This is a genomic window from Nocardiopsis sp. JB363 (assembly GCF_900143625.1).
Classification (GTDB): Bacteria; Actinomycetota; Actinomycetes; order Streptosporangiales; family Streptosporangiaceae; genus Nocardiopsis.
In genome coordinates this window covers 37,682-58,705 of record NZ_FRFF01000009.1, presented here as the reverse complement: position 1 = coordinate 58,705, position 21,024 = coordinate 37,682, and the positions used below count along the sequence as shown (strand labels likewise).

At 70.4% G+C, this 21,024-nt stretch carries 18 protein-coding genes; 6 read left to right on the top strand and 12 right to left on the bottom strand.

Annotation, left to right across the window (positions count from 1 at the left end; translation table 11 throughout):
- Positions 1-29: 29 nt before the first annotated feature.
- On the top strand, positions 30-1,148 hold the full coding sequence (locus tag BQ8420_RS02670; RefSeq protein WP_200815764.1) for a glycoside hydrolase family 26 protein: 1,119 nt from the start codon (positions 30-32) through the stop codon (positions 1,146-1,148).
- On the opposite strand, the gene BQ8420_RS02665 is transcribed toward BQ8420_RS02670, so the two are convergent.
- The 9 genes from BQ8420_RS02665 to BQ8420_RS02625 all read right to left on the bottom strand — a co-directional run bounded on the left by BQ8420_RS02665 (position 1,149) and on the right by BQ8420_RS02625 (position 11,300).
- On the bottom strand, positions 1,149-1,733 hold the full coding sequence (locus tag BQ8420_RS02665) for a GNAT family N-acetyltransferase (RefSeq protein WP_087096190.1): 585 nt from the start codon (positions 1,731-1,733) through the stop codon (positions 1,149-1,151).
- Between the two features lie 126 nt (positions 1,734-1,859).
- Positions 1,860-3,362, bottom strand: coding sequence for a glycosyltransferase (locus BQ8420_RS02660; protein ID WP_087096189.1), 1,503 nt, complete (start codon positions 3,360-3,362; stop codon positions 1,860-1,862).
- Positions 3,359-3,817 (bottom strand): UDP-N-acetylglucosamine--LPS N-acetylglucosamine transferase, encoded by a 459-nt coding sequence (locus BQ8420_RS02655; protein WP_087096188.1) that lies wholly within the window; start codon positions 3,815-3,817, stop codon positions 3,359-3,361. Before BQ8420_RS02655 ends, BQ8420_RS02660 begins: the two co-directional genes overlap by 4 nt.
- Before the next feature lie 67 nt (positions 3,818-3,884).
- A complete protein-coding gene (locus tag BQ8420_RS02650; RefSeq protein WP_087096187.1) occupies positions 3,885-5,432 on the bottom strand; it encodes a lipopolysaccharide biosynthesis protein in 1,548 nt (515 codons plus the stop codon).
- The gene (locus BQ8420_RS02645; RefSeq protein ID WP_087096215.1) at positions 5,402-6,277 is read right to left on the bottom strand and encodes a sulfotransferase; all 876 of its coding nucleotides are present in this window, start codon (positions 6,275-6,277) and stop codon (positions 5,402-5,404) included. The genes BQ8420_RS02650 and BQ8420_RS02645 overlap by 31 nt, the downstream gene beginning before the upstream one ends.
- Positions 6,278-6,341: 64 nt before the next feature.
- Positions 6,342-7,565, bottom strand: a complete 1,224-nt coding sequence (locus BQ8420_RS02640; protein WP_087096186.1) for a phosphotransferase — start codon at positions 7,563-7,565, stop codon at positions 6,342-6,344.
- Positions 7,562-8,968 carry an O-antigen ligase family protein gene (locus BQ8420_RS02635; RefSeq protein WP_369825464.1) on the bottom strand — a complete coding sequence of 469 codons (1,407 nt, stop codon included), beginning with the start codon at positions 8,966-8,968 and terminating at the stop codon, positions 7,562-7,564. The genes BQ8420_RS02640 and BQ8420_RS02635 overlap by 4 nt, the downstream gene beginning before the upstream one ends.
- Positions 8,965-10,659, bottom strand: a complete 1,695-nt coding sequence (locus BQ8420_RS02630; protein WP_087096185.1) for a Wzz/FepE/Etk N-terminal domain-containing protein — start codon at positions 10,657-10,659, stop codon at positions 8,965-8,967. Before BQ8420_RS02630 ends, BQ8420_RS02635 begins: the two co-directional genes overlap by 4 nt.
- Before the next feature lie 248 nt (positions 10,660-10,907).
- Positions 10,908-11,300 carry a hypothetical protein gene (locus BQ8420_RS02625; RefSeq protein WP_087096184.1) on the bottom strand — a complete coding sequence of 131 codons (393 nt, stop codon included), beginning with the start codon at positions 11,298-11,300 and terminating at the stop codon, positions 10,908-10,910.
- Positions 11,301-11,597: 297 nt separating this feature from the next.
- Here BQ8420_RS02625 and purN point away from each other — a divergent pair, with 297 nt between their 5' ends.
- From purN to BQ8420_RS02610, 3 genes are read left to right on the top strand one after another with little or no spacing between them, the layout of a single operon-like run.
- The gene (gene purN, locus BQ8420_RS02620) at positions 11,598-12,209 is read left to right on the top strand and encodes a phosphoribosylglycinamide formyltransferase (RefSeq protein ID WP_087096183.1); all 612 of its coding nucleotides are present in this window, start codon (positions 11,598-11,600) and stop codon (positions 12,207-12,209) included.
- Positions 12,206-13,771 (top strand): bifunctional phosphoribosylaminoimidazolecarboxamide formyltransferase/IMP cyclohydrolase, encoded by a 1,566-nt coding sequence (gene purH, locus BQ8420_RS02615; protein ID WP_087096182.1) that lies wholly within the window; start codon positions 12,206-12,208, stop codon positions 13,769-13,771. The genes purN and purH overlap by 4 nt, the downstream gene beginning before the upstream one ends.
- A 9-nt stretch (positions 13,772-13,780) precedes the next feature.
- Positions 13,781-14,641, top strand: a complete 861-nt coding sequence (locus BQ8420_RS02610) for a bifunctional methylenetetrahydrofolate dehydrogenase/methenyltetrahydrofolate cyclohydrolase (protein WP_087096181.1) — start codon at positions 13,781-13,783, stop codon at positions 14,639-14,641.
- 57 nt (positions 14,642-14,698) lie between these two features.
- On the opposite strand, the gene BQ8420_RS02605 is transcribed toward BQ8420_RS02610, so the two are convergent.
- Positions 14,699-15,301: an FHA domain-containing protein gene (locus BQ8420_RS02605; protein WP_087096180.1), complete on the bottom strand. Its 603-nt coding sequence runs from the start codon at positions 15,299-15,301 to the stop codon at positions 14,699-14,701.
- 524 nt (positions 15,302-15,825) lie between these two features.
- Between BQ8420_RS02605 and BQ8420_RS02600 the strand changes: the two genes are divergently transcribed.
- Both BQ8420_RS02600 and BQ8420_RS02595 read left to right on the top strand, forming a co-directional pair.
- Positions 15,826-16,179: a DUF3017 domain-containing protein gene (locus tag BQ8420_RS02600; protein ID WP_087096179.1), complete on the top strand. Its 354-nt coding sequence runs from the start codon at positions 15,826-15,828 to the stop codon at positions 16,177-16,179.
- Positions 16,180-16,366: 187 nt separating this feature from the next.
- On the top strand, positions 16,367-17,584 hold the full coding sequence (locus BQ8420_RS02595; protein ID WP_087096178.1) for an NADP-dependent isocitrate dehydrogenase: 1,218 nt from the start codon (positions 16,367-16,369) through the stop codon (positions 17,582-17,584).
- A gap of 792 nt (positions 17,585-18,376) precedes the next feature.
- Here BQ8420_RS02595 and BQ8420_RS02590 read toward each other — a convergent pair.
- The gene (locus tag BQ8420_RS02590) at positions 18,377-19,633 is read right to left on the bottom strand and encodes an LCP family protein (protein ID WP_087096177.1); all 1,257 of its coding nucleotides are present in this window, start codon (positions 19,631-19,633) and stop codon (positions 18,377-18,379) included.
- Positions 19,634-19,771: 138 nt separating this feature from the next.
- Complete coding sequence (locus tag BQ8420_RS02585) at positions 19,772-20,893, bottom strand: galactokinase family protein (RefSeq protein ID WP_087096176.1); 1,122 nt, start codon at positions 20,891-20,893, stop codon at positions 19,772-19,774.
- Positions 20,894-21,024: the final 131 nt, after the last annotated feature.

Sequence of the window (21,024 nt, the reverse complement as noted above, 5' to 3'; positions counted from 1 at the left end):
GCGCTGTGGGCAGCGGACCGGTGCGAGGCATGGCGGCGACGGGGGCGCTGGTCTTCGTCCTGGGACTGGCCGGAACGGCTGACGGGCCGACGATCACGGCAGCGCCGGGAGCGGAACCGCTGTCGGCGGAGAAGCCCGCGTCCAACGCGGCGAGCCTGCCGGGGGCACCTCCCACCGCCGAGGAAGCCGACTGCACCCTCTCCGACATCCTCGAACCCTCCTGCGGGGTCTGGTGGGGCGCCAGCCCCTACCAGGACGACATCCACCCGCTGGAGGAGGCGGTCGACCGGAAGATGGACATCGTCTACACCTGGCGGGGCATCGACCAGCCGCACGTGCCGGGGCAGAGGGAACTCGACATGATCGCCGAGGGGCGGCACGTCCACACCAACATCGAAGCGCGGCGCTTCACCGAAGAGGGACACCCCGACATCGACTACCGGGACATCCTCGACGGTGACTTCGACTCGTCCCTGCGCTCCCAGGCCCGCGCCATCGCCGACACCGAGGTCCCCTACTTCGTCACCTTCGACCACGAGGCCGACGCCGACAAGCGTTACAACAGTCGCGGTACCCCCGAGGAGTTCGTGAGCTCCTGGAAGCACATCGTCGACCTGTACCGGGAGGAGGGCGCCGACAACGTCATCTGGGTGTGGAACGTGACGGGTTGGGTCGACAACCTCGATCGGCTCCCCGGCCTGTGGCCCGGCAACGACTACGTCGACTGGCTCAGCTGGGAGGCCTACAACATGTCCGGCTGCGACGTCCAGCCGAACTGGACCGAGCCGCACTCCTTCGAGGAGGCCTTGGCCCCCGCCTACGAATGGGTTCAGGAAGAAGGACCCAAGCACGGGATCGACCCGGACAAGCCGGTGATGGTCGGCGAGATGGGCACCACCGACATCGGCCCCAGGGAGACCCTCGACTGGTACACGGACATCCCGGAGGTCCTCCAACGCTACGAGCGCGTCCGCGCCGTCAAGTTGTGGGACAACAAGGTCTCCGACGGCTGCGACTTCCGGATCAAGGCCAACGAGCACGCCCGCCGCGGCTTCGAGAAGGCCGGGCAGGACCCCTACGTGAACCTGCCCGATCGTGTCCGCCGCCTCGCCGAATACGCCGATTCCCGCGATCAGGACAAGGACTAGTCAGCCGCCGACGGGGCGGGACATGGCCCAGGTGCGGGGGCCGTCGTCGGGCAGGTCGTACTCGGCGGACACCGTGAAACCGAGCGACTCGTACAGTCGGACGTTGGTGTCGGTCGAGGTCTCCAGGAAGGCGGGGACACCCGCGCTGTCCGCCTCGCGCAGTCCGACCTCGATGACGCGACGGCCCAGTCCGCGGCCTCGGGCCTCGGGGCGCACGCCGACGCTTCCCAGGAACCACGCCGTTCCGGCGGGACGGTGGAGTTCCATGGCCCCCTCCGCCGACGCGTAGGCCTCGGCGCGGTCCCCAGCCAGATCGACCAGGGTCGGCAGCAGCCGCTCCATGACCACGTCGGCCCCACCGGAGTCCGGGGTGGACCACACGGCGACCGCGGCCAGGTCCTCGCTGACCCACACGCGTCCGTGCGGCAGACCGACCTCGGCGAGGAAGATCCGTTGGAACTCGCGCAGTCGGGTGAGATGGTCGTCGGCGGAGATGGTGTGCCTGGTGAAGGGGTAGTCCGCGAACGCCGCGGCCAATGTGTCCGCCGCTGCTGCCACGTCCTCGTCGGTGGCCTCTCTGATCATGTGCGCCCCCTCGCTCTCGCCCGGCTGTGTGCCGGGTCCCCGGAGCGGAGGCTACCCCTCCACCACCGGCGGCACCACGTCTTTTCGAACGTGGTGCCGCCGCCGGGGCGACCCCGGAACCCGTGCTCAGACCCCCTTGCCGCGCAGGTGCAGGGTGCGCAGGATCCACCCCGGCGGTACCCCGCAGACCACCAGGAACGCCAAGAGGGCACGGCCCTCGAACGGGCGGGTGCGCAGGGTGGTGCCGATCCACCTCAGCGCCACCCGACGCTGTCCGGCCGAGGCCTCCGCGAAGGCGATCTGCCCGGCGATCCGGGCGTAGCCGCGCGGCACCACCCGGAACTCGGGGTACTTCTCCAGTAGCCAGCGCAACGCCGTGGAGATGGTCTGCCAGCGCTCGGAGAAGAACGACTTGCGGTGCCACAGCACCCGCACCCCCGCCTCGGGGATGTTGCGGATCGGCGCCCGCCGGGCCAGCCGCAGCAGCAGCTCGTAGTCCTCGGCGTAGCTGCCCGGGATCTCCTCGCTCACCGTGCCGCAGCCGTCCACCATGGCCGATCGACGGATGAGGAACGAGGAGGGGTGCAGCTCGGTCAGGCGCGACCCCAACAGGTCCCGATAGGTGACGTGGGTGCGATCCAGGACCCGTTCGGACTCGACCTCGTCGTAGACCACACGGATACCGCAGCACACCATTTCGGTTTCCGGTTCGGCCCGCAGGATCTCCACCTGGGCGCGCAGCTTGTCGGGCATCCAGGTGTCGTCGTCGTCGCAGAACGCCACGAGTTCGGTGTCGGCGGCCAGCACCCCGGTGTTGCGGGCCCCGGCCAGCCCCGGCGTGAGCGAGTTGGTCACCACCTGGACGGGGCGTTCGCCCTCGGCCAGGGCCAACGAGGGGTCGGGCCGGCTGTTGTCGAAGACCACGATGGCCGTGATCCGCCCCGGGTAGTCCTGTTCGGCCACCGCTCGGAGCGTGTGGCGCAGCAGTTCGGGGCGATCACGTGTGGGCACCACCACGGTCACCTGTGGCCATTCCTCTCCGGTGGCCATCGGTCGGGTTCGCGGCTCGGGCGTCTCTTGTTCGCTGACCAGGTCGATGAGCGTCCCGGCGCGCAGGGCCGCGTCGTCCGGGCCGCTGTCGGTGGCCGGGTCCACCCGGAAGTCCTCCGGGGAGGACAACGCCTTGTCGATGAGGGCGTGCAACTGCTGGGCGGTCGAGCAGGCGCGGGCCCGCCCTGCCTCCTCCAACCGGTCGACGAACAGGAGTTGATGGTCGTCGACGTGTTCGTCCAGCTCCGGGTCGCGCGCCACCACGATGGGCAGACGCCCCGCGGACCGGGCCTGGATGACGGTGCCGGGGCCGCCGTGGCATACCACCGCCCCGGCGTGCCCCATGGCCTCGGAAAGCTCGTTCCCGGGCAGGAACGGTGAGCCCGTGGCCCGGGACGGGGCCGCGCTGTGTCCGTGCTGGACGAGCACGCGCAGGTCGGGGTGGCGGCGGGCGTAGTCGTCGACCCAGCGCACGAGTCGGTCGAACGCGTGGTGGTCGGTTCCGACACTGACGACCACGTCGGGGTGGTCGCTGTCGTCCCCGTGGGGCGGGTCGTGGGATGTGGTCTGTTCGGTCACAGGAGTGGTCCTACGGTGATGGCGGTCGGCATGAACGAGCGCTGTTCCTCCCACTGGGCGAGGAACAGACGGGTGAACGGTTTGCAGAGCCGTGCGGTGAGCGTGGGGGTGTCGATGCGGTCGTAGACCTCGATGTAGACGGTCGGAATCCGCAGCAGCCAGGCCAGGACGAAGAACGGCAGGGCCACCCCCGCCCCGGTGCTGACCACCACCGACGGGCGCTGTTCGCGCATCGTCCGCAGGGCGAGTCCGGTGTTGCGCAGCAGGTTGCCGATGTCGCGGGTCGTGGGGTGGTGGGCCCAGCGCACGGACTCGTCGCCGAGCGCGGACTCGGCGTCGGGGGTGCGGAAGGTGACCCACACCCGCTCCTTCCCCCGCCACCAGGGACGTAGCGAACACAGCTGGGTGAGGTGGCCGCCGCTGGAGGCCACCAGGAGAACCGGGCGTGCGGACAATGCGTACTCCATTCATGACTGTGGGTGATGAACGAAGGGGGGTGGGGGAGCTCATGGTGGGTCCGGATCACCTCCGCAGGTGGAGTTCCAGGTGGTCGCGCAGCCACCAGACCGAAGCCAGGTGGCCGAACACGCCCACGCCCACGGCGAGGACCAGGGTGGGAAGACCGCCGCCCAGACACGCCTCGGCCAGGAGCGGCAGCGCGCCGAACCACACCAGGGATCCGCCGACGGCCACCGACACGGGCCTGCTCACCGGGTGCAGCGCCACCACCGTCCGCAGCTGCCACAGCGGCAGGGTCTTGCGCACCAGGACGGCCGAGACCAGGGCCACGGCGGCACCCGGAGCTCCGTGGGAGGGCACGAGCAGCACGCACCCGCCCACGTTGACCAGCAGGGACAGGAGGTTGTTCAGCAGGTTCAGGCCGGTGCGTCCGGTCATGGTGAGGACCAGATCGCCCATCCCCAGGACGGAGGCGGCCAGCTGTCCGGCGCAGACGATCACCAGCACCGTGGCTCCGGTGCCGTACTCGGCGCCGAACAGCCGCATCACCTCGGGCGCGAACACCAGGGCCGACAGGTAGAGCGGCCAGGTCAGGCACACCTGCCAGGACGTTCCCGCCTGGTAGAGCGATCGGACCCCGGTGTGGTCGCGGGAGGCCAACAGTTCGGCGAAGCGGGGTTGGGCGGCGTTCAGCACCGCCTGCGTGCCGAACTGTCCCACCACCATGATCCGTGTGGCGGCGGTGAAGACCGCGGCACCGCTCACCCCGCTCAGCAGCGCCACCATCACCACGCCGCCGCGCTGCACGCCCATCTGGGCCACGCCGCCCAGGGCCCGGGGCAGGGAGAAGGACCAGAACGCCGCCGGGGTGACCCGTCCCGCCGGCTCCTCCTCCCGCTCCGACGCGTCGGTCGTCTCGGGGACCGCCTGCTCCGGGGCCGCCCGGTGGACGATCCGCCCCAGCCAGAACCAGGCCAGCACCGCCGCCGGAAGGTACGGGCCGGCCCACGCGAGCGCGAGCAACCCCGCCGAACCGCTCAATACGATCAGCCCCACCAGCGCGAGCTGGGCCGAGGGTCGCCCGACCTTGTCCACCAGCGCGGTCGTCACCATGTCGTGGTGGGCGCGGGTGGCGGCCAGCGCGGAGTCGGTGAGGACGGCGAACGGTAGGAACACGGCGAGCAGCCGCAGGTACGCGGCCGCGTCCTCCGGTCCCAAGGCGTCGGCCAATGGTCGGGCGAACACGAACAGGAGCAGCGCCACCACCAGCGACATCACCACGACCGGTCCCATGGCCATCCGCAGGAGCGCCGGAGCGCCTCCGGCCCGTCCGAACACCCGCATGCGGGCGATGAAGTACACCAGCCCGTCTGGGGCGCCGAGGTTGGACACCGCCGCCATGATGAGGAACACCGAGGTGGCGGAGAACAGCAACCCGGCGGTCTCCTGTGAGAACGCCCGGGTGATCGCCACGATCAGCGCGAGGTTGAGCGCGGCGCCCACCGCCGCGCCCGCCATGTTCACCACCCCGCCGCGCAGGACGCGCCGCAGCCCACCGTCGGAGCGGTGCTCGGACGTCCTCACCGGTACCACGAGGGGGTGCGCCCCCACCAGACGGCCAGCCGAGCGTCGTTCTCGGCGAACCGGGAGGTCAGTTCCGCGCGCAACGACTCGGGCATCATCGCCCGCTTGCGGGTGTTGTGCCGGCCCGGGGGCGCCATCGGGGTCGGTGGCAGTTCCAGGAAACGGACGATCCCCTCAAGCGTCCGGGAGGTGCCGTCGAACAGGTCGGCGTAGTCCACCACGTGCATCCGATCGCGGCCGAGATGGTGTTCCATCCGGATCAACTGGTCCACGTAGTTCCCCCGCGCCACGTATCCGTGGTGTTGGTGCGAGCGCGAGTAGTGGGTCGGGTCGGCGCTCAGCCGTTCCTCGGCTCCGGCCAGCCGCCGCTCCTCCAGCTCGATCGCGCGGGTGAACGGTTCGGTCTCGAAGCCGCGCGCGCTCTCGTGGGCGTGCGCCGAGTACGCCCGCTCCACCGGGTCGCGCAGGATCACCACGACCTTCGTCTCCGGCAGCTCCCGGGCGATGCGCTCCGCGGCCAGGGGATGGAACAGGTAGTACGGGCTGGACTCGAATACCCGGATCCGGGACCGACCCCAGCGGGCGCGCAGACCGTTGCGCAGGGGGAAGTGCGACCGGTACCAGTCCAGGCCGTTGTGGTGTCCGGTGTCGAAGTAATGGACACCCTTGCGCAGGACCGGGCCGGTGACCGCGGGATGCAGGTTCAACGCCTTGAACAGGGAGGTCGTGCCCGAACGTTGGGCACCGCAGAGGAGGAAGTCCGGCAGGGCCCTGGCATGGCGGGTCATCCCGCCGAGCCCGTCGGCGATGGGCAGAAGGGCACGCCTGGCCGGAACGGCCAGGCGGGTCAACGGGGAGGTGGCCCGGGGCATCACGAGTTCCTTGGATGAGAGGTGGACGGCGAGGAGGGTGTGATCGGGGGTGGGTCGTGCCGGCTCAGCCGGTGTGGTCGGCTTCATGCGCGGCTCTCTCCTGAAGGCCCTCCAAAGCGGGAAGCAGCCAGTCGTCCACCGCGGCGAGGTGGCCACCGCTCTCCGCCTGCCGGTCGTGCAGGTAACGGGTGGCCAGGTCGATCAGGTACAGCGCCATCACCGTGGACACCGTGTGCGGACGAAGCCCGAGTCCGGCCATCAGGGGGTCGCGCAGCAGCCGTGAACCGCTGTCCAACCAACGGTGCACCCCCGGGTGGACCCCCGCCTGGACACACTCGTTGAGGTCGTAGTGCAGCGCGTCGAACCCGGCGGGCGCGTCCATGGCCAGACGTTCCCAGTCCCACACGAACGCGCGCCGCGCCGTGCCGGCGATGTTCCACCGGGTCAGATCGCCGTGCCAGGCCCCGAAGGGCAGCCGCACGTCCGGAAGCCGGTGCAGCGCGGTCCGCAGGGGCGCGACCTCCGGGCGGGAGCCCAGTTTGGCGATGCGTTCGTCCAGGGTGCGCCGGTAGGGGCTCACCGACAGACGGCGCTCCCGGACCGGGGCCAGGCAGACGATCTGCGTGACGCAGCGCAGCAACTGGCGGCGGGTGGGCCGATCGGTCTGATCACCGACGGGCAGGGCCTCCTGGACCAACAGGGGTTGACCGTTCCACTCACCGTCGTAGAGCAGGCGAGGGACGGTCACGTCCCGCATCGGTCTCTCCGCCAGGTGGCGTAGCGCACGGGTCTCGGCCCGCACCAGTCGACCGGTGAGCTCGTTGATGGCGACCTTGGCGTACCCGATCGTCCGCCCGCCCGGGGTGAGTAGCAGCAGGACCGGTTTGCGGTTGGCTCGGGGCGGCCCCACGTGGATGGCGATGGCGAGCTCGCGGTCGAGTGCGGTGGTGAGCGCGTGTTCGATGCCCGGGCCCGCGCCCACGTACAGGCGGTCGCGCAGCAGCAGCGGGGCCACCCCGGTGGCGAACGCGCCCGTCAGCAACATGGTGCGCAGCCGTTCCTTGAAGGAGTGGCCCTGCGCGAACGAGGCGATGCCCCGGGCCGCCACCGAGCGGTTGCCCGCGGGCAGGATCACCCGAGGATTGTGCGCGTTGGGCACCGGAAGGTACTGATTGCCCCGGTTGCGGGGCGCCATCCGCAGCACACTGCCGTCCCCCGGCCCGAGCAGCCCGCCGCATGGCCACAGCACCGCGGCCAGATCGGTCAGGTAAGTGGTCTCGGTCCTCACCAGACACCCCCAGCACGCGTCGCCCGACGCCCGGCCACCAGGGGTTCCTCGACGCGCCACAGCAGGGCGACGGCGATCATGGTGACGGCGAGCGGGGACATGAGCGCGACGTAGAAGAACATGTACCAGAACAGAAGCAGCACGGTCAGCAGGGCGCCCTGCCCGACCACGGTCACCGCGGCGCGGTACCGCCAGGCCACCACGGCGAAGAACGCCACGAACAGGGCCGTGCCCACCCACCCGGACGCGATGAGGGTCATCCACAACTGGCCGGCGTTGCCGATCACGTGCTGACCACAGCCCGGGCACTCGGCGGACGGGCCGATGGCGATCGAGTCGGAGCTGCCCTGCCCCTCACGGGTGGTGCCCCAGCCCACCACCGGCGACAGGTCGGCGGCCTCGACCGACGCGGCGTTGGTGGCCGCGCGCCCGTCGTCGCTGTGCGGGTTGTCGGCGCGCTCGCGCACCACGTCCGCCAACGGGGACAACGCCAGGGTGAGCGATAGAGCGACCATGGCGACCGCCCCGGCGCCCACCAGCACCACCCGGCCTCGGCGCAGCGCTTGGGCGGCGCCGAAGGCCAGCGACAGCATCAGACCGGCCCACAGGGCGCGGTTGAGCGAGTACACGATCGGGGCCACCGACACCCCCGCGGCCACCAGGGCGCCCCACCGCGCCAGGCCGGTTCCCTGGATCACCCAGGCCACCATCAGCCACACCAGCAGCAGGGAGATCATGTAACCCCAGATGTTGGTGTACTCCCACGGGGCCTTGGGACGGGCGGACTCGTATCCGAAGATGTCCATGATCTGCGCCGACGCGGGGTGGATCAGCGTCTGCATGTAGGGATCGGACACCAGGGCGCCCGGCATCAGGTACTCCAGCGGGGCGGTGAATTCGAACGTCGGCGCGAGCATCCCCAGGTAGCCACCGGCGATGGTGACCAGGCACAGCACCGCCAAGGACCAGGCGACCAGACGGACGGGCAGCTCACGCTCGGTGAGGTTGCCGACGTAGAGCATCACCACGGTGAGCACCAGATAGTTGATCACGCGCAGTACCGCACCCGGGTAACCGCCGCTCCCCGGCACGGTCCCGGGCATCTCCACCGTGACCAGCGCCAACCCGAGCACCGTCCACACCAGGAACAGCGCCCACAGCCAGAACCACGGCGGCACCCGCAGCCCCACCGTGCGGTGGCGGCGTACCAGTTCGGCGAGCATCGGCACCGCGAACAGCCAGTACGCGAACTGCCCCATGCCGAGCGCCCACCACAGCGGGTACCCGGCCAGCAACCAGACCACGGGCCACCCGGTGACCGGGGTGGACCCGCGCCGTGCGGTGACCTGCCAGGTCACGGCCGTCGAACGCGCCCCCCGGGTGGCCGCGCCCACGGCCGTCAACGTCGGGATCCGACCGACGCGGCCCCACCGGAGGTGGGCAGCGCCGACCCACGCGACAGGTCGTCGGCATGGGCGGCCCTCGTCTCGCTGGGCCGGCGCGGTGCGGGTGGCACCGGCACACGCGGCATCGGAACGGGCCCGGGGCCGGGCTGACGCGGAACCGTGATCGCGCCCGGGACGGTCACCCCGAAGCGGGTTCCCGCGGTGACCAACCCGGTCAGGTCCGAGCGCGGGCTCAGACCCAGCTCCACCACCGGCAGCAGCAGGTCGGCGGAGGCGGCCAGGGCGTGGACGTCGGCGCGCTCGCCGGCGGAGGCCGTGGCCACGACCACGAATTCCGCGCGAGAACGCAGCAGCTCCACGAGTTCGGCGGCGCCGCCCTGGAGGGGCGCCACGGTACCGGCGGTCCCATGGCGCAGTACCCGCAGGCGGGGCGTGTGAGCGGGGTGCACCGCCAGTTCGGCGGGGTCCTCCCCGTCGATGAGGACGTCGGCCAGGCCGGGGCCCTCGGAAAGCCCGAGGAGCTCGTGGACGGTTTCGGTGCGCGGGTCCGCGCAGACCAACAGGGTGTCGGAGCCACCACGGGCCAGCGCGGCGGCCAGGTTCACCGCGGCGGCGGTACCGGCGCGTCCCGGGGTGGTGCCGGTGACCACGATGACCCGGCCCGGCGCGGGTTCGCCGCCCTCCGTCGCGGCGAGGGCGGCGGAGCGGTCCTCGCCGTCGTCGGTCTCGGCCAGTCGGGCGCGGACCAGGTGCGCGAACTCGTTGGCCCGCTGCCCGGTGGGGGTGGTGTCGTCGAGCAGGCCGGGGGAACGGCCGGAGCGATCCCCGGGGACGGACAGGTCGAGCAGGACGGGCAGGGAGCCGATCCGTTCGGTCTCCTCGGTGTCCCGCAGACGCGGGTCCATCCGGTCGCGGACCACGGCCGCCAGGAGCCCGGCCAACAGGCCCAGCGCGGTGCCCGCCACGATCCACAGCGCCAGGAGCGGCGAGGAGGGTGATTCCGGCAGGGACGCGGGGGTGATGACCTGGCCGGGGGAGACCGTCTCGCGCAGGGCGCTCAGCGGGGTGATGCCGTTGCCGAGGTCGGTGATCTCCTGGCGCAGGGCCTCGGCGCGGGCGTCCGTCCCGGCGACCATCTGGTTTTCTCCGGTCAGTTCGGCCAGGTCGTCGTAACGGTCCTGTTGTTCGGCGCGCAGGGCCTCCAACCGCCCCTCGATGAGGGCGTGGACCTGGACCTCCCGCTGTTCCAGGTAGGCCTCCGCGAGGGAACCGGCGCCCGCGCGGGCCAGTTCCGGGGTGCGCGCGGAGTAGCGCAGTTCCAGGATGTTGCTGTTGGGCGGGACGGTCACGTCGACGTTTTCGCGCACGTCCTCGGAGGTGGCCGACCCGGGGAGCTCCTCGGCGGCGGTTCCGGTCACCCGGTCGGAGACCACGATCTGGGCCTCGCTGTCGAGGTTGACGTCGCCGGTCAGGCGTCCGGACCGCTCCCCGGTGAACTCCGCCATTTCGGTGGGGTGGACCTGGACCGAGGCGACGGAGGTATAGGTGGAGGGCACCGCGAGAGCCCCGGCGGTGGCGAGGACCAAGCCACCGAGCACGCCGGCGCACACGAGCCGCCGGCGGCGCCTCAACAACGCGGTGTACTCCTTCAGTTCCGGTCCGGACGAGCCGGGGACGTCGGTGTCCATCGGGTCCTCTCCACGCAGACATGGCAGCACTTTTAGTGAACGCTTGAATACTAAGTGTAATCCCTTTGGGTCTGCTTGGTGGTTTGAGAAACAACCCTTTTTCTTGCCCGAAGGTGTCCGGAAATCGGCCCGGCCAGGGTCGATCTGTGTAGAGAAGTCGGATATTCGGCCTATGGGGATGCAAAAGGGGCGGTGGGGATCCTCCCCGCCGCCCCTCACCGAACGTGATTGTTCGGACCCGGGTCCCCTTATCCTCCGACGACGACCGTGGGCAGGCCGGTGTCGGACTCCCAGGCCTCGTCGCACGCCTTCTGCGAGGACACCGTGTGCGCCCGCGCCGCACAGTCCCGGTACTCCGTGACCTGGTCGCTGTAGACGAGCAGGACGGAGAACATCGCCGCGGAGATGACCACACCGACCACACCGAGGACCATGCTCGACAGGGCGCCCGGGGCTTCGGACTTGTGGGCCCGCGCGGCTCTACGGGCCCGCAGGCCCTGCACCACCCCGAGGGCGGACAGCACGCCGCTGTAGGGCGGGAACAACAGGCCCGCCAGGCCCAGGAACAGGCCCCACAGGCCGCCTCGCTCGACCTTGGGGGAGCGGTCGTCGGCCTGGGTCTCCGGGCTGTTGTCGGTCACAGGTTCACTCCTTCGGTGGCGCCCGAGCAGGTGGGGCGCCGTGGACCGCGTCCGCCGGGGCGGAGACGGGGGCTCAACGTGTGCGGGTGGAACTCAAGGTCCGCGTGGGGTAGACGCTACCCGGCCCGATAGGGTGGGAGCGCGGACGGGCCGACTGTGCCCATGCCCGGCGTCTGTGCCGTGCGTACGCGATTTTTCCGGATGCTGCGCCGTCCCCCGGCGCCCCCGGAAGTGGGGACCACGTGTTCCCGCACCGTTCTTCTACACATGAGGGAGAAGCACGCTTTGTCCGCGCGAGTGGTGGTTCTCATATCGGGGACGGGCAGCAACATGGCCGCCCTGATGGAAGCCGCGAAGAACCCCGACTACGGGGCGGAGATCGTCGCCGTCGGTACCGACCGTGAGGGAACCCGTGGAATCGAGGTGGCCGAAGCCGCCGGTGTCCCCACGTTCTCGGTGCCCTTCCGTGCCTACGCCGACCGTTCCCAGTGGGACGCCGCCATGTCCGACCGGATCGCCGAGCACGAGCCCGACCTGGTCGTCTCCGCCGGATTCATGCGCATCCTCGGTCCCGCCGTGGTCGGCCGCCACCAGGCGGTGAACATCCACCCGGCCATGCTTCCCTCCTTCCCCGGCGCGCACGCGGTACGCGACGCGCTCGCCCACGGTGTCCGCATCACCGGCACCACCATCCACTTCCTCGACGAGGGCGTCGACTCCGGCCCGATCATCGACCAGGTCGCGGTGCCCGTCGAGGACGGTGACGACGAGTCCAGCCTCCACGAACGGATCAAGGTCGTGGAGCGCCGCATGCTGGTCGACACGGTCGGCCGGCTCGCCCGTGAGGGCTGGACCATCGACGGCAGGTACGTGCGGTTCGGCCGCATCGACACAGAGGAGAACCGGTGACGCAGCAGGCCATCAGGCGCGCGTTGATCAGTGTGTACGACAAGACCGGCCTGGCGGAGCTGGGGGCCGGCCTGGCGGCGGCGGGGGTGGAGATCGTCTCCACCGGCTCGACCGCGGCCCGGCTCACCGAGGCGGGCGTGGCCGTCACCCCGGTCGAGGACGTCACGGGCTTCCCCGAGATCATGGAGGGGCGGGTCAAGACCCTGCACCCCGCGGTCCACGCCGGGCTGCTCGCCGACCAGGGCAACCCCGAGCACGTCGCCAAGATCGACGAGCTGGGCATCGCCCCGTTCGACCTGGTCGTGGTGAACCTCTACCCCTTCTCCGACACCGTCGCCTCCGGCGCCTCCGAGGCCGACTGCATCGAGAAGATCGACATCGGCGGCCCCGCCATGGTCCGCGCCTCCGCCAAGAACCACGGCAGCGTGGCGATCGTGGTCGACCCGACCGCCTACGACGCGGTCCTGGCGGCCGTGCGCGACGGCGGCTTCACCCTCGACCAGCGCAAGGCCCTGGCAGGGAAGGCCTTCCAGCACACCGCCGCCTACGACGCCGCGGTCGCCGACTGGTTCGCCTCCACCTACGCCCCCGACACCGAGGCGAAGGAGACCGGCTGGTCGGACTTCCGCGCTTCGGTGTACACCCGCCAGGACACCCTGCGCTACGGGGAGAACCCGCACCAGAAGGCCGCCCTCTACTCCGAGGCCGGGTCCGGCGGCGGACTGGCGGGCGCCGAGCAGCTGCACGGCAAGGCGATGTCGTACAACAACTACGTCGACTCCGATGCCGCCCTGCGCGCCGCCTACGACTTCGACGAGCCGTGCGTGGCCATCATCAAGCACGCCAACCCCTGCGGGATCGCCGTGGGCGCCGACAACACCGAGGCCCACCGCAAGGCGCACGCCTCCGATCCGGTGTCCGCGTTCGGCGGGGTGATCGCCACCAACCGTGAGGTCGGTGCCGAACTGGCCGCGCAGATCGCCGAGATCTTCACCGAGGTCGTGGTCGCCCCCGCGTTCACCGACGAGGCCGTCACCACCCTCGCCAAGAAGAAGAACATCCGTCTGCTGGTCGTCGCCGACCCGGCACGGGGTCCCCGCCGGGAGACCCGTCAGATCAGCGGCGGCCTGCTGGTCCAGGACACCGACGTCATCGACGCCGAGGGCGACGACCCCGCCGGCTGGACCCTGGCCACCGGAACGCCCGCCGACGAGGCGACCCTCGCCGACCTCGCCTTCGCCTGGAAGGCCGTGCGCGCGGTCAAGTCCAACGCGATCCTCCTCGCCGCCGACGGTGCGACCGTCGGTGTGGGCATGGGCCAGGTCAACCGGGTCGACTCCGCCCGCCTCGCGGTCACCCGCGCCGCCGACCGGGTCAAGGGTTCGGTCGCCGCCAGCGACGCGTTCTTCCCGTTCGCGGACGGTCTGGAGATCCTCACCGAGGCCGGGGTGCGCGCCGTCGTTCAGCCGGGTGGTTCCGTGCGCGACGCCGAGGTCGTCGCCGCCGCCGAGGCCGTCGGGGTCACCATGTACCTCACCGGTACCCGCCACTTCTTCCACTAGGGGAAACACATGAGCGCGATCGTTCTGGACGGAAAGGCCGTCGCGAAGTCCATCCGGGAGGACCTGGCCGAGCGGGTGGCCGAGCTGCACGCCCGAGGCGTCACCCCCGGCCTCGGTACCGTCCTGGTCGGCGACGACCCGGGCAGCCACTCCTACGTGCGCGGCAAGCACCGCGACTGCGAACAGGTGGGTATCGCCAGCATCCGCCGCGACCTGCCCGCCGACGCCACCCAGGAGGACGTGGAGCGGGTCGTCCACGAGCTCAACCAGGACCCGTCCTGCACCGGCTACATCGTGCAACTGCCCCTGCCCAAGGGCCTGGACGAGGGGCGGGTGCTGGACCTGATCGACCCGACCAAGGACGCCGACGGTCTCCAGCCGACCAACCTGGGTCGGCTGGTCCTGATGGAGGAGGCCCCGCTGCCGTGCACCCCGCGCGGCATCGTGGAGCTGCTGCGCCGTTACGAGGTGCCGATCAAGGGCGCCGAGGTCGTCGTGGTGGGTCGTGGCGTGACCGTGGGCCGGCCCCTCGGTCTGCTGCTGACCCGCCGCTCGGAGAACGCCACCGTCACCCTGTGCCACACCGGCACCCGTGACCTGGCCGAGCACACCCGCAAGGCGGACGTCATCGTCGCCGGCGCGGGCGTGCCCGGGCTCATCACCCCGGACATGGTCAAGCCGGGCGCCGCCGTGCTGGACGTGGGCGTGTCACGCACCGACGCCGGTCTGGTCGGCGACGTGGCCGCGGGGGTGGACGAGGTCGCCGGACACCTGTCCCCGAACCCGGGCGGAGTGGGCCCGATGACCCGCGCGATGCTGCTGGTCAACGTGGTCGAAGCCGCCGAACGCCAGGCGGGCGTCTCCGCCTGACCCGATGACCGACGACAGGGGCGAGCCCATCCGGGCCCGCCCCTTTTCCCTGTCGGGTCAGCCGGCGCGGCGGGCGTGGCCGACGGGCATCGGGCGGACCAGGCCCAGGGCCACCACCTCGTTGGCCAGGCGGGTGCGTCGGTTCTGTCCCTCCGGGATGCGGAACTTCTGGTAGAGCCGCAGCAGGTGCTGTTTGACCGCAGCCTCGGTGACCACCAGGGCCTCGGCGATGTCGCGTGCGGTGGCCGGGGCCACGAACGCCTCCTCGGACAGCGCCGGTTGGCACAGGGCGGTGAGCACGTCCAGTTCGCGGCGGGTGAGTTCGGGGGCCGCGCCGCGGCGCAGCACCTTGTCGGGGCTCAGTTGTTCCTTGGGCAACCCACCGACCCGGCAGCGGGCGGTGCCGAAGCTCACCACGTCGTCCTCCTCCAGGACGCGGCGGGCGATGGGCCGGCCGTTGACCCGGGTGCCGTTGCGGGACAGACCGAGGTCCACCACGTAGACGTAGGGTCCACGGCGGATCAGTTCGGCGTGCAATTGGGAGACGCTGCGGTCTTCCAGGCGGATGTCCGCGCCCTCGCCGCGGCCGACCGTGGTGACCTCACCGGAGAGCGGGCACACCTCACCGCTCTCCTCGACCCGGAGGTAGGGACCCTCCACGGTGACTCCTCCCGTGCCGGCCGTGCGTGGTCGATGCGGATACGAGCGGCGGTGGGGGATGGGTGATTGTCGGGGGGTGACGGTGCTGTCAAAACGTCGCGTGGGCTTCATGGGGGTCCTCGCTCACCGGTGCGCTCATCCCTGGCTGGGTTACCCGACTGGTACGTGTTCTACGCGCTTACTCCGGAGTTAGAGGGATAAGGCGCGGAAATACGGTCTTGTGGCCCAACCGGAAGTGGGAAACGGACCGCATGGCCCCCGAGGGAGTCGAGGCCGTATCCGTGAGCCCTGAGGTGTCGGCGTGGCCGGAGACTACACTGGGCGCGGTCCCTCCCGTTGCCGGAACCCGTATCTCCAGGGGGCCGGCCGGAACCGCCTGGAACATGAGCCACGGGGGAGCTACTTTCCGTTTCGGACAGTGCTCCCGCTGCCTGGTGGCCGGTCCGTGCCAGACATCGGGGGAGACCGTGAGGATGAGCCGCGCGGCGGCCACGAAACTCGGAAAGCGAACAGGTCGGAACGCGGTGAACGACGCGGAGCAGGCTGAGGTGGCGGAGTCGGACGGGGACGTGCCCGACGACGGCGGTAAGGACACACCAGGGGGGAAGGTGCCGTATTGGCTCTCCCAGGTGCCCTACGCCCTCGTATTGTCCGCCCTGGCGGCGGGGATCGTGGTCGTCGCCGCGGCCTACTTCAAACGTGGACCGGCCATCATCGCCGGTGCCCTGTTGCTCGCGGCGACCTTCCGAATGTTCCTGCCCAAGGACTGGATCGGCCTGTTGGCGGTACGCCGCCGTTGGGTCGACCTGGCCACACTCGTGGCCCTCGCGGTCCTGTTGATCGTGTTGGCCTGGGTGGCGCCGCAACTCTCCTCATGAGTGTCTAATAAGCTTGATGTCGAGATACCTCGACACCGAATAAGCACCGCCTCCCCGGGTGGCACGGACACCGGGCGGGATCAGGGGATCGCCGTGCGCGCGATGGCCGAAGAGCCGGTCACAAACCGGCTGTCGGCCTCGCGTGGCATGAGGCGGTAGCGAAGACTGAAGGGACAGCCACACAGCCATGGCCAAGATCAAGGTCGAGAACCCCGTAGTCGAGCTCGACGGCGACGAGATGACCCGGATCATCTGGTCCTTCATCAAGGACCGTCTGATCCTGCCGTACCTGGACATCGACCTGAAGTACTACGACCTGGGCATCGAGGAGCGTGACCGCACCGATGACCAGATCACCATCGACGCGGCCAACGCCATCAAGGAGCACGGCGTCGGCGTCAAGTGCGCCACCATCACGCCGGACGAGGCCCGGGTCGAGGAGTTCGGCCTGAAGAAGATGTGGCGGTCGCCGAACGGCACCATCCGCAACATCCTCGGCGGCGTCGTCTTCCGCGAGCCCATCATCTGCGAGAACGTGCCGCGGCTGGTGCCGGGCTGGACCAAGCCGGTCATCATCGGCCGTCACGCCCACGGCGACCAGTACAAGGCCACCGACTTCAAGGTCCCCGGTGCCGGCAAGGTCACCATGACCTACACCCCGGCCGACGGCAGCCAGCCCGTCGAGTTCGAGGTCGCCGAGTTCCCCGAGGACGGCGGCGTCGCGATGGGCATGTACAACTACCGCAAGTCCATCGAGGACTTCGCCCGCGCCAGCCTCAACTACGGACTGGACCGCAACTACCCGGTCTACATGTCCACCAAGAACACGATCCTCAAGGCCTACGACGGCATGTTCAAGGACGTGTTCGAGGAGATCTTCGAGAACGAGTTCAAGGACAAGTTCGCCGCCGCGGGCCTGACCTACGAGCACCGTCTCATCGACGACATGGTCGCCGCCGCGCTCAAGTGGGAGGGCGGCTACGTCTGGGCCACCAAGAACTACGACGGTGACGTCCAGTCCGACACCGTCGCCCAGGGCTACGGTTCGCTCGGCCTGATGACCTCGGTGCTGCGCACCGCGGACGGCCGTACCGTCGAGGCCGAGGCCGCTCACGGAACCGTGACCCGTCACTACCGTCAGCACCAGCAGGGCAAGCCCACCTCGACCAACCCGATCGCCTCCATCTTCGCGTGGACCCGCGGTCTGGAGCACCGGGGCAAGCTGGACAACACCCCCAAGGTCATCGAGTTCGCCAACACCCTCGAAGACGTCGTCGTCAAGACCGTCGAGGGCGGCCAGATGACCAAGGACCTGGCTCTGCTGGTCGGCTCCGAGCAGGAGTGGCTGACCACCGAGCAGTTCCTCGCCGCGCTGGACGAGAACCTGAGTAAGCGCCTCGGCTAGGGCGTGTTCCGTGGATGCTGCCCGTCGCGAGCGGCGCATCCAGTGGTGCCGGCACAAGGCCGAAGAAGGAGTCAGCCCGGGTTTGGCTGTCGACTGATGAGAACGCCGTGCCGGTGCCGCTGGGGCGACGCGCAGCAGGGTATGTATTCGCGGAACATGCCCTGGTGAGGAGCGGACCGTTCTCATCGAGGGTGTCTTGAGCCGGTGCCCACGGTGAGACGCCGCTCACGCCCGGGTGTCCCCACGAGGGGACGCCCGGGCTTCGTCGTCTCCGGGGCCGCCTTGGGTGTGTGGGTCGATACACACCGGAATGCGGTTTTCAGGGGCTTTCGAGTTCACGTGACCGACGAACTTCTCCGGTGTGTTTCCCGTGTTCGGGCCCCATGGAAGTGGCGACGGTGGGAAGATGATGGTGTCGACAGGGAGTTCCCGACCCTAGTGCGACGTATGACACGTGCATACGATTCGCACCTTTGGTGAACTTTGACTTATGGTGGAGACACGCCGGTGAGAACCGGCAGGCCAGAGCGGGTTTGAAGCCCCTCGGCCACCACGAGCCGACGTGCCGGCCGTGCGCCCGCTGGGGGGTAGGCGCGCACAGTACGGAACGTCACGAAGAAGGGCCCGTCACTCCGGTGGCGGGCCCTTCGACTTTCCCGGCAATCGCCCGAACCGACTTTTTCGTCGAACGTCTCCGAACACACGCCGGCCCCCGTACCGGCCGTTGAGTCGGGGTCTCGAACGGCGGTGACGGGGGCCGGGCGGAGGGCGCGGCGGTCGCGCCGATCCGGATCAGTCCTGCATGGCCTCCTCGGGGATCGGCTCGCCCTCGCGCATGGCGCCGAACATCAGCTCCGACTGGGCCTCGTCCCACATCACGACCGAACCCACGCCGTCCAGGGTGGGGGTCTCACCGACCGGCACGGCCGTGGTCTGGGTTCCGCCGCGCATCGCCAGCAGCATCGTCGCCAGGTGACGCAGCTTGTCGCCCTCGTCGACCATGAACGTGTCGGTGCCCGCGAGCACCAGGGGGACCGACTTGAAGGGGTTGAACATCGTGGAGGGGGCGCTGGCCTCCTGGATCAGCGCGGAGAAGAACTCGCGCTGACGCTGGATGCGGTCCAGGTCGGCGCGGGGGGTGGCGCGGGTACGGACGTAGCCCAGCGCGGTGCCGCCGTCCATCTCCTGGCAGCCCGCCTCGATGTCCAGGCCCGCCTTCGGGTCCGCCATCGGCTCCTCGGGGCACAGTTCCACTCCGCCCACGGCGTCGACCAGGTCGACGAAGCCGCCCATGCCGATCTCCACGTAGTGGTCGATCCGCACGTCCGAGGCCTGTTCGAAGGCCTGGACCAGCGGGGCGGGACCACCGCAGACCTCCTCGCCCTCCTCGTCGGCGCCGCACACCGAGTCGGCGAAGGCCGTGTTGATCTTGTTGTCGGCGTAACCGGGGATGGGCATCGGAACGTAGGAGTCTCGGGGCACGCTCACGATCGTGGGTTCACCGTCGCCGCGCGGCACGTAGAGGATCATGATGGTGTCGGTGCGGCGGCCCTCGGCGTTGCCGGTGGCCAGCTCCTGCATCTGTTCCTCGTCCATCCCCTCGCGGCTGTCGGAGCCCACGATCATGTACGTGGTGCCGCGAGCGCGGTCCGGGCGTCCGTCGTAGTCCTGCAACGCCTCCACCCGCTCCAGCCGTGAGTCCGCCCACAGGTAGAAGCCGGTGGGCAACACCAGCAAGAGGGCCAACAGGACGATCATGGTGTTGCGGAGGCGCCTCTTGCGCTCTTCCTTCGCGCGACGCTTGATGCCGCGGCCGTCGTACTCGCGCCCGCCACTGTGGGTGGGGCGCCTGCGGGGGCGGTGCGGGGGCACCTGGTCGGCGGGGGGAAGACGACGGGTCTCACCCACCACACGCTGCTCCGACTCGCGGGAGCGGTAGAGCTTCTCGAAGGCGTCCGGCTTGTCGGGATCGCCGGAACGCCGGAACACACCGCCCCTGTTGTGTTCACCGGTCGAGCCGGTTTCCCCCCGATGTCGTCGGTCAGCCATGGATTCGCCTATCTGCTCCGCGCCGTGTGTCGCACTTCGTGTCCTATGTCCCTTGTGATCGCTGACAGGGTAGTCCGGTTCACGTCGATCCCGGTTAAGTGTCAAGAAAGGGGAAAAGTCCGCTCCCGGTGGGCGCGTTCAGGCCACCCTGCGAGCACCCTCCGCGGGCACCGCCACCCGCACACGGGGTTCGGGGCGCCCCCGGCGATGGAACACCTCGCGCACTCCGCAGGTGACGTCGTCCACCCGTTCGGACGGGACCAGGGCGAAGGAGGTTCCCGCCCAGCCCGACATCCGGGCGCCACGGGCACCCGAGAGGGCGGCGGCCTCCACGGCCGCCTCCACCGCGGGCAGTGGCAGGTCGAACTTGCGCAGGGACAGGTGGGAGGAGGACAGGACCGGTCCGACCTCACCGAACCGGTCGGTCCGCAGCAGTCCGACCGCCGCGTTGAGCCGGTGGGTCTCGGTGACGGCGAACTCCACCCGGTCGCGCAGCACGGGGTTCTGGATCCGGCGCAGGGTCGCCCGCAGGTCCTGGATCGCCCGGAGCGGGCCCAACAGTTCCTGTGCCCGGGACAGTTCGGCGGCGCGGATCGGTCTGAGGTCGCGTCGGGGGAGAGCGCCGGTGTCGACGACGACCAGGCGCAGGTCGGCCGAGGCCAGGTCGAAGGGGAAGAGGGCGGTACGGCCGCTGCCCTGGTTCACCCGTACGACCTGGCCGGCCCTGGCGTCCAGGCACACCCGTCGCGCCACCGGCAGGTCCTCGGGCGGCTCGGAACCGGACAGGTCGGCCAGGGCGAGGGTGGCGGCGGCGCCCAGCGCCGCGGAGAGTCCCAGGGAGGCGTGTGCGGGCAGATCCGCGCCGAACACCACCCGAAGCCCCTGCCCGTCGCTCAGGTGGCCACTGGCGCGAGCGGAGGCCGCGACCGCCTCCACCTCGCGGGAGGCCCGGTGCCGTTCGCTCAGTGGGCCGTTGGGCGTCGCCGTTCGTGTACGTCCGTCGTCGGAGATGCCGATCGCGGCGGTGATCCCCCAGGGCAGGGCGGCGAACAGGGCGGGCCCGCCGATGGCGGCGGTGTGCTCGCCCATCAACGCCAGGCGCCCCGGCGCGTGCCACAGCCCCGAGGGTTCGGTGCCGAACCACTTCACGAACCCGGCGGTCAGCGCGGCGGGCCCGGGCGCGGCACTCGGCCACGTCCCGACCGGGCCGCCGTTACCCGCGCCCCACACCGCCCGCAGCCGTGCTCCGGTGACACCCACGTCCGGACCTCCGTCGTCTCGGTCGATTCCGGGTCCAAGTCTGCCGTGCGTTCGGTACCGCCCGGGCGTGGGGTTTCCCCTCCCCGATCGGGCAACGCTAGGGTTGCGGGTCCGCCGGGGGCCACGGGGGC

Coding starts and splice junctions, on each gene's coding strand:
- BQ8420_RS02670 (WP_200815764.1), top strand. CDS start 30: ATGGCGGCGACGGGGGCGCTGGTCTTCGTCCTGGGACTGGCCGGAACG.
- BQ8420_RS02665 (WP_087096190.1), bottom strand. CDS start 1,733: ATGATCAGAGAGGCCACCGACGAGGACGTGGCAGCAGCGGCGGACACA.
- BQ8420_RS02645 (WP_087096215.1), bottom strand. CDS start 6,277: ATGCCCCGGGCCACCTCCCCGTTGACCCGCCTGGCCGTTCCGGCCAGG.
- BQ8420_RS02630 (WP_087096185.1), bottom strand. CDS start 10,659: ATGGACACCGACGTCCCCGGCTCGTCCGGACCGGAACTGAAGGAGTAC.
- BQ8420_RS02610 (WP_087096181.1), top strand. CDS start 13,781: ATGAGCGCGATCGTTCTGGACGGAAAGGCCGTCGCGAAGTCCATCCGG.
- BQ8420_RS02595 (WP_087096178.1), top strand. CDS start 16,367: ATGGCCAAGATCAAGGTCGAGAACCCCGTAGTCGAGCTCGACGGCGAC.
- BQ8420_RS02590 (WP_087096177.1), bottom strand. CDS start 19,633: ATGGCTGACCGACGACATCGGGGGGAAACCGGCTCGACCGGTGAACAC.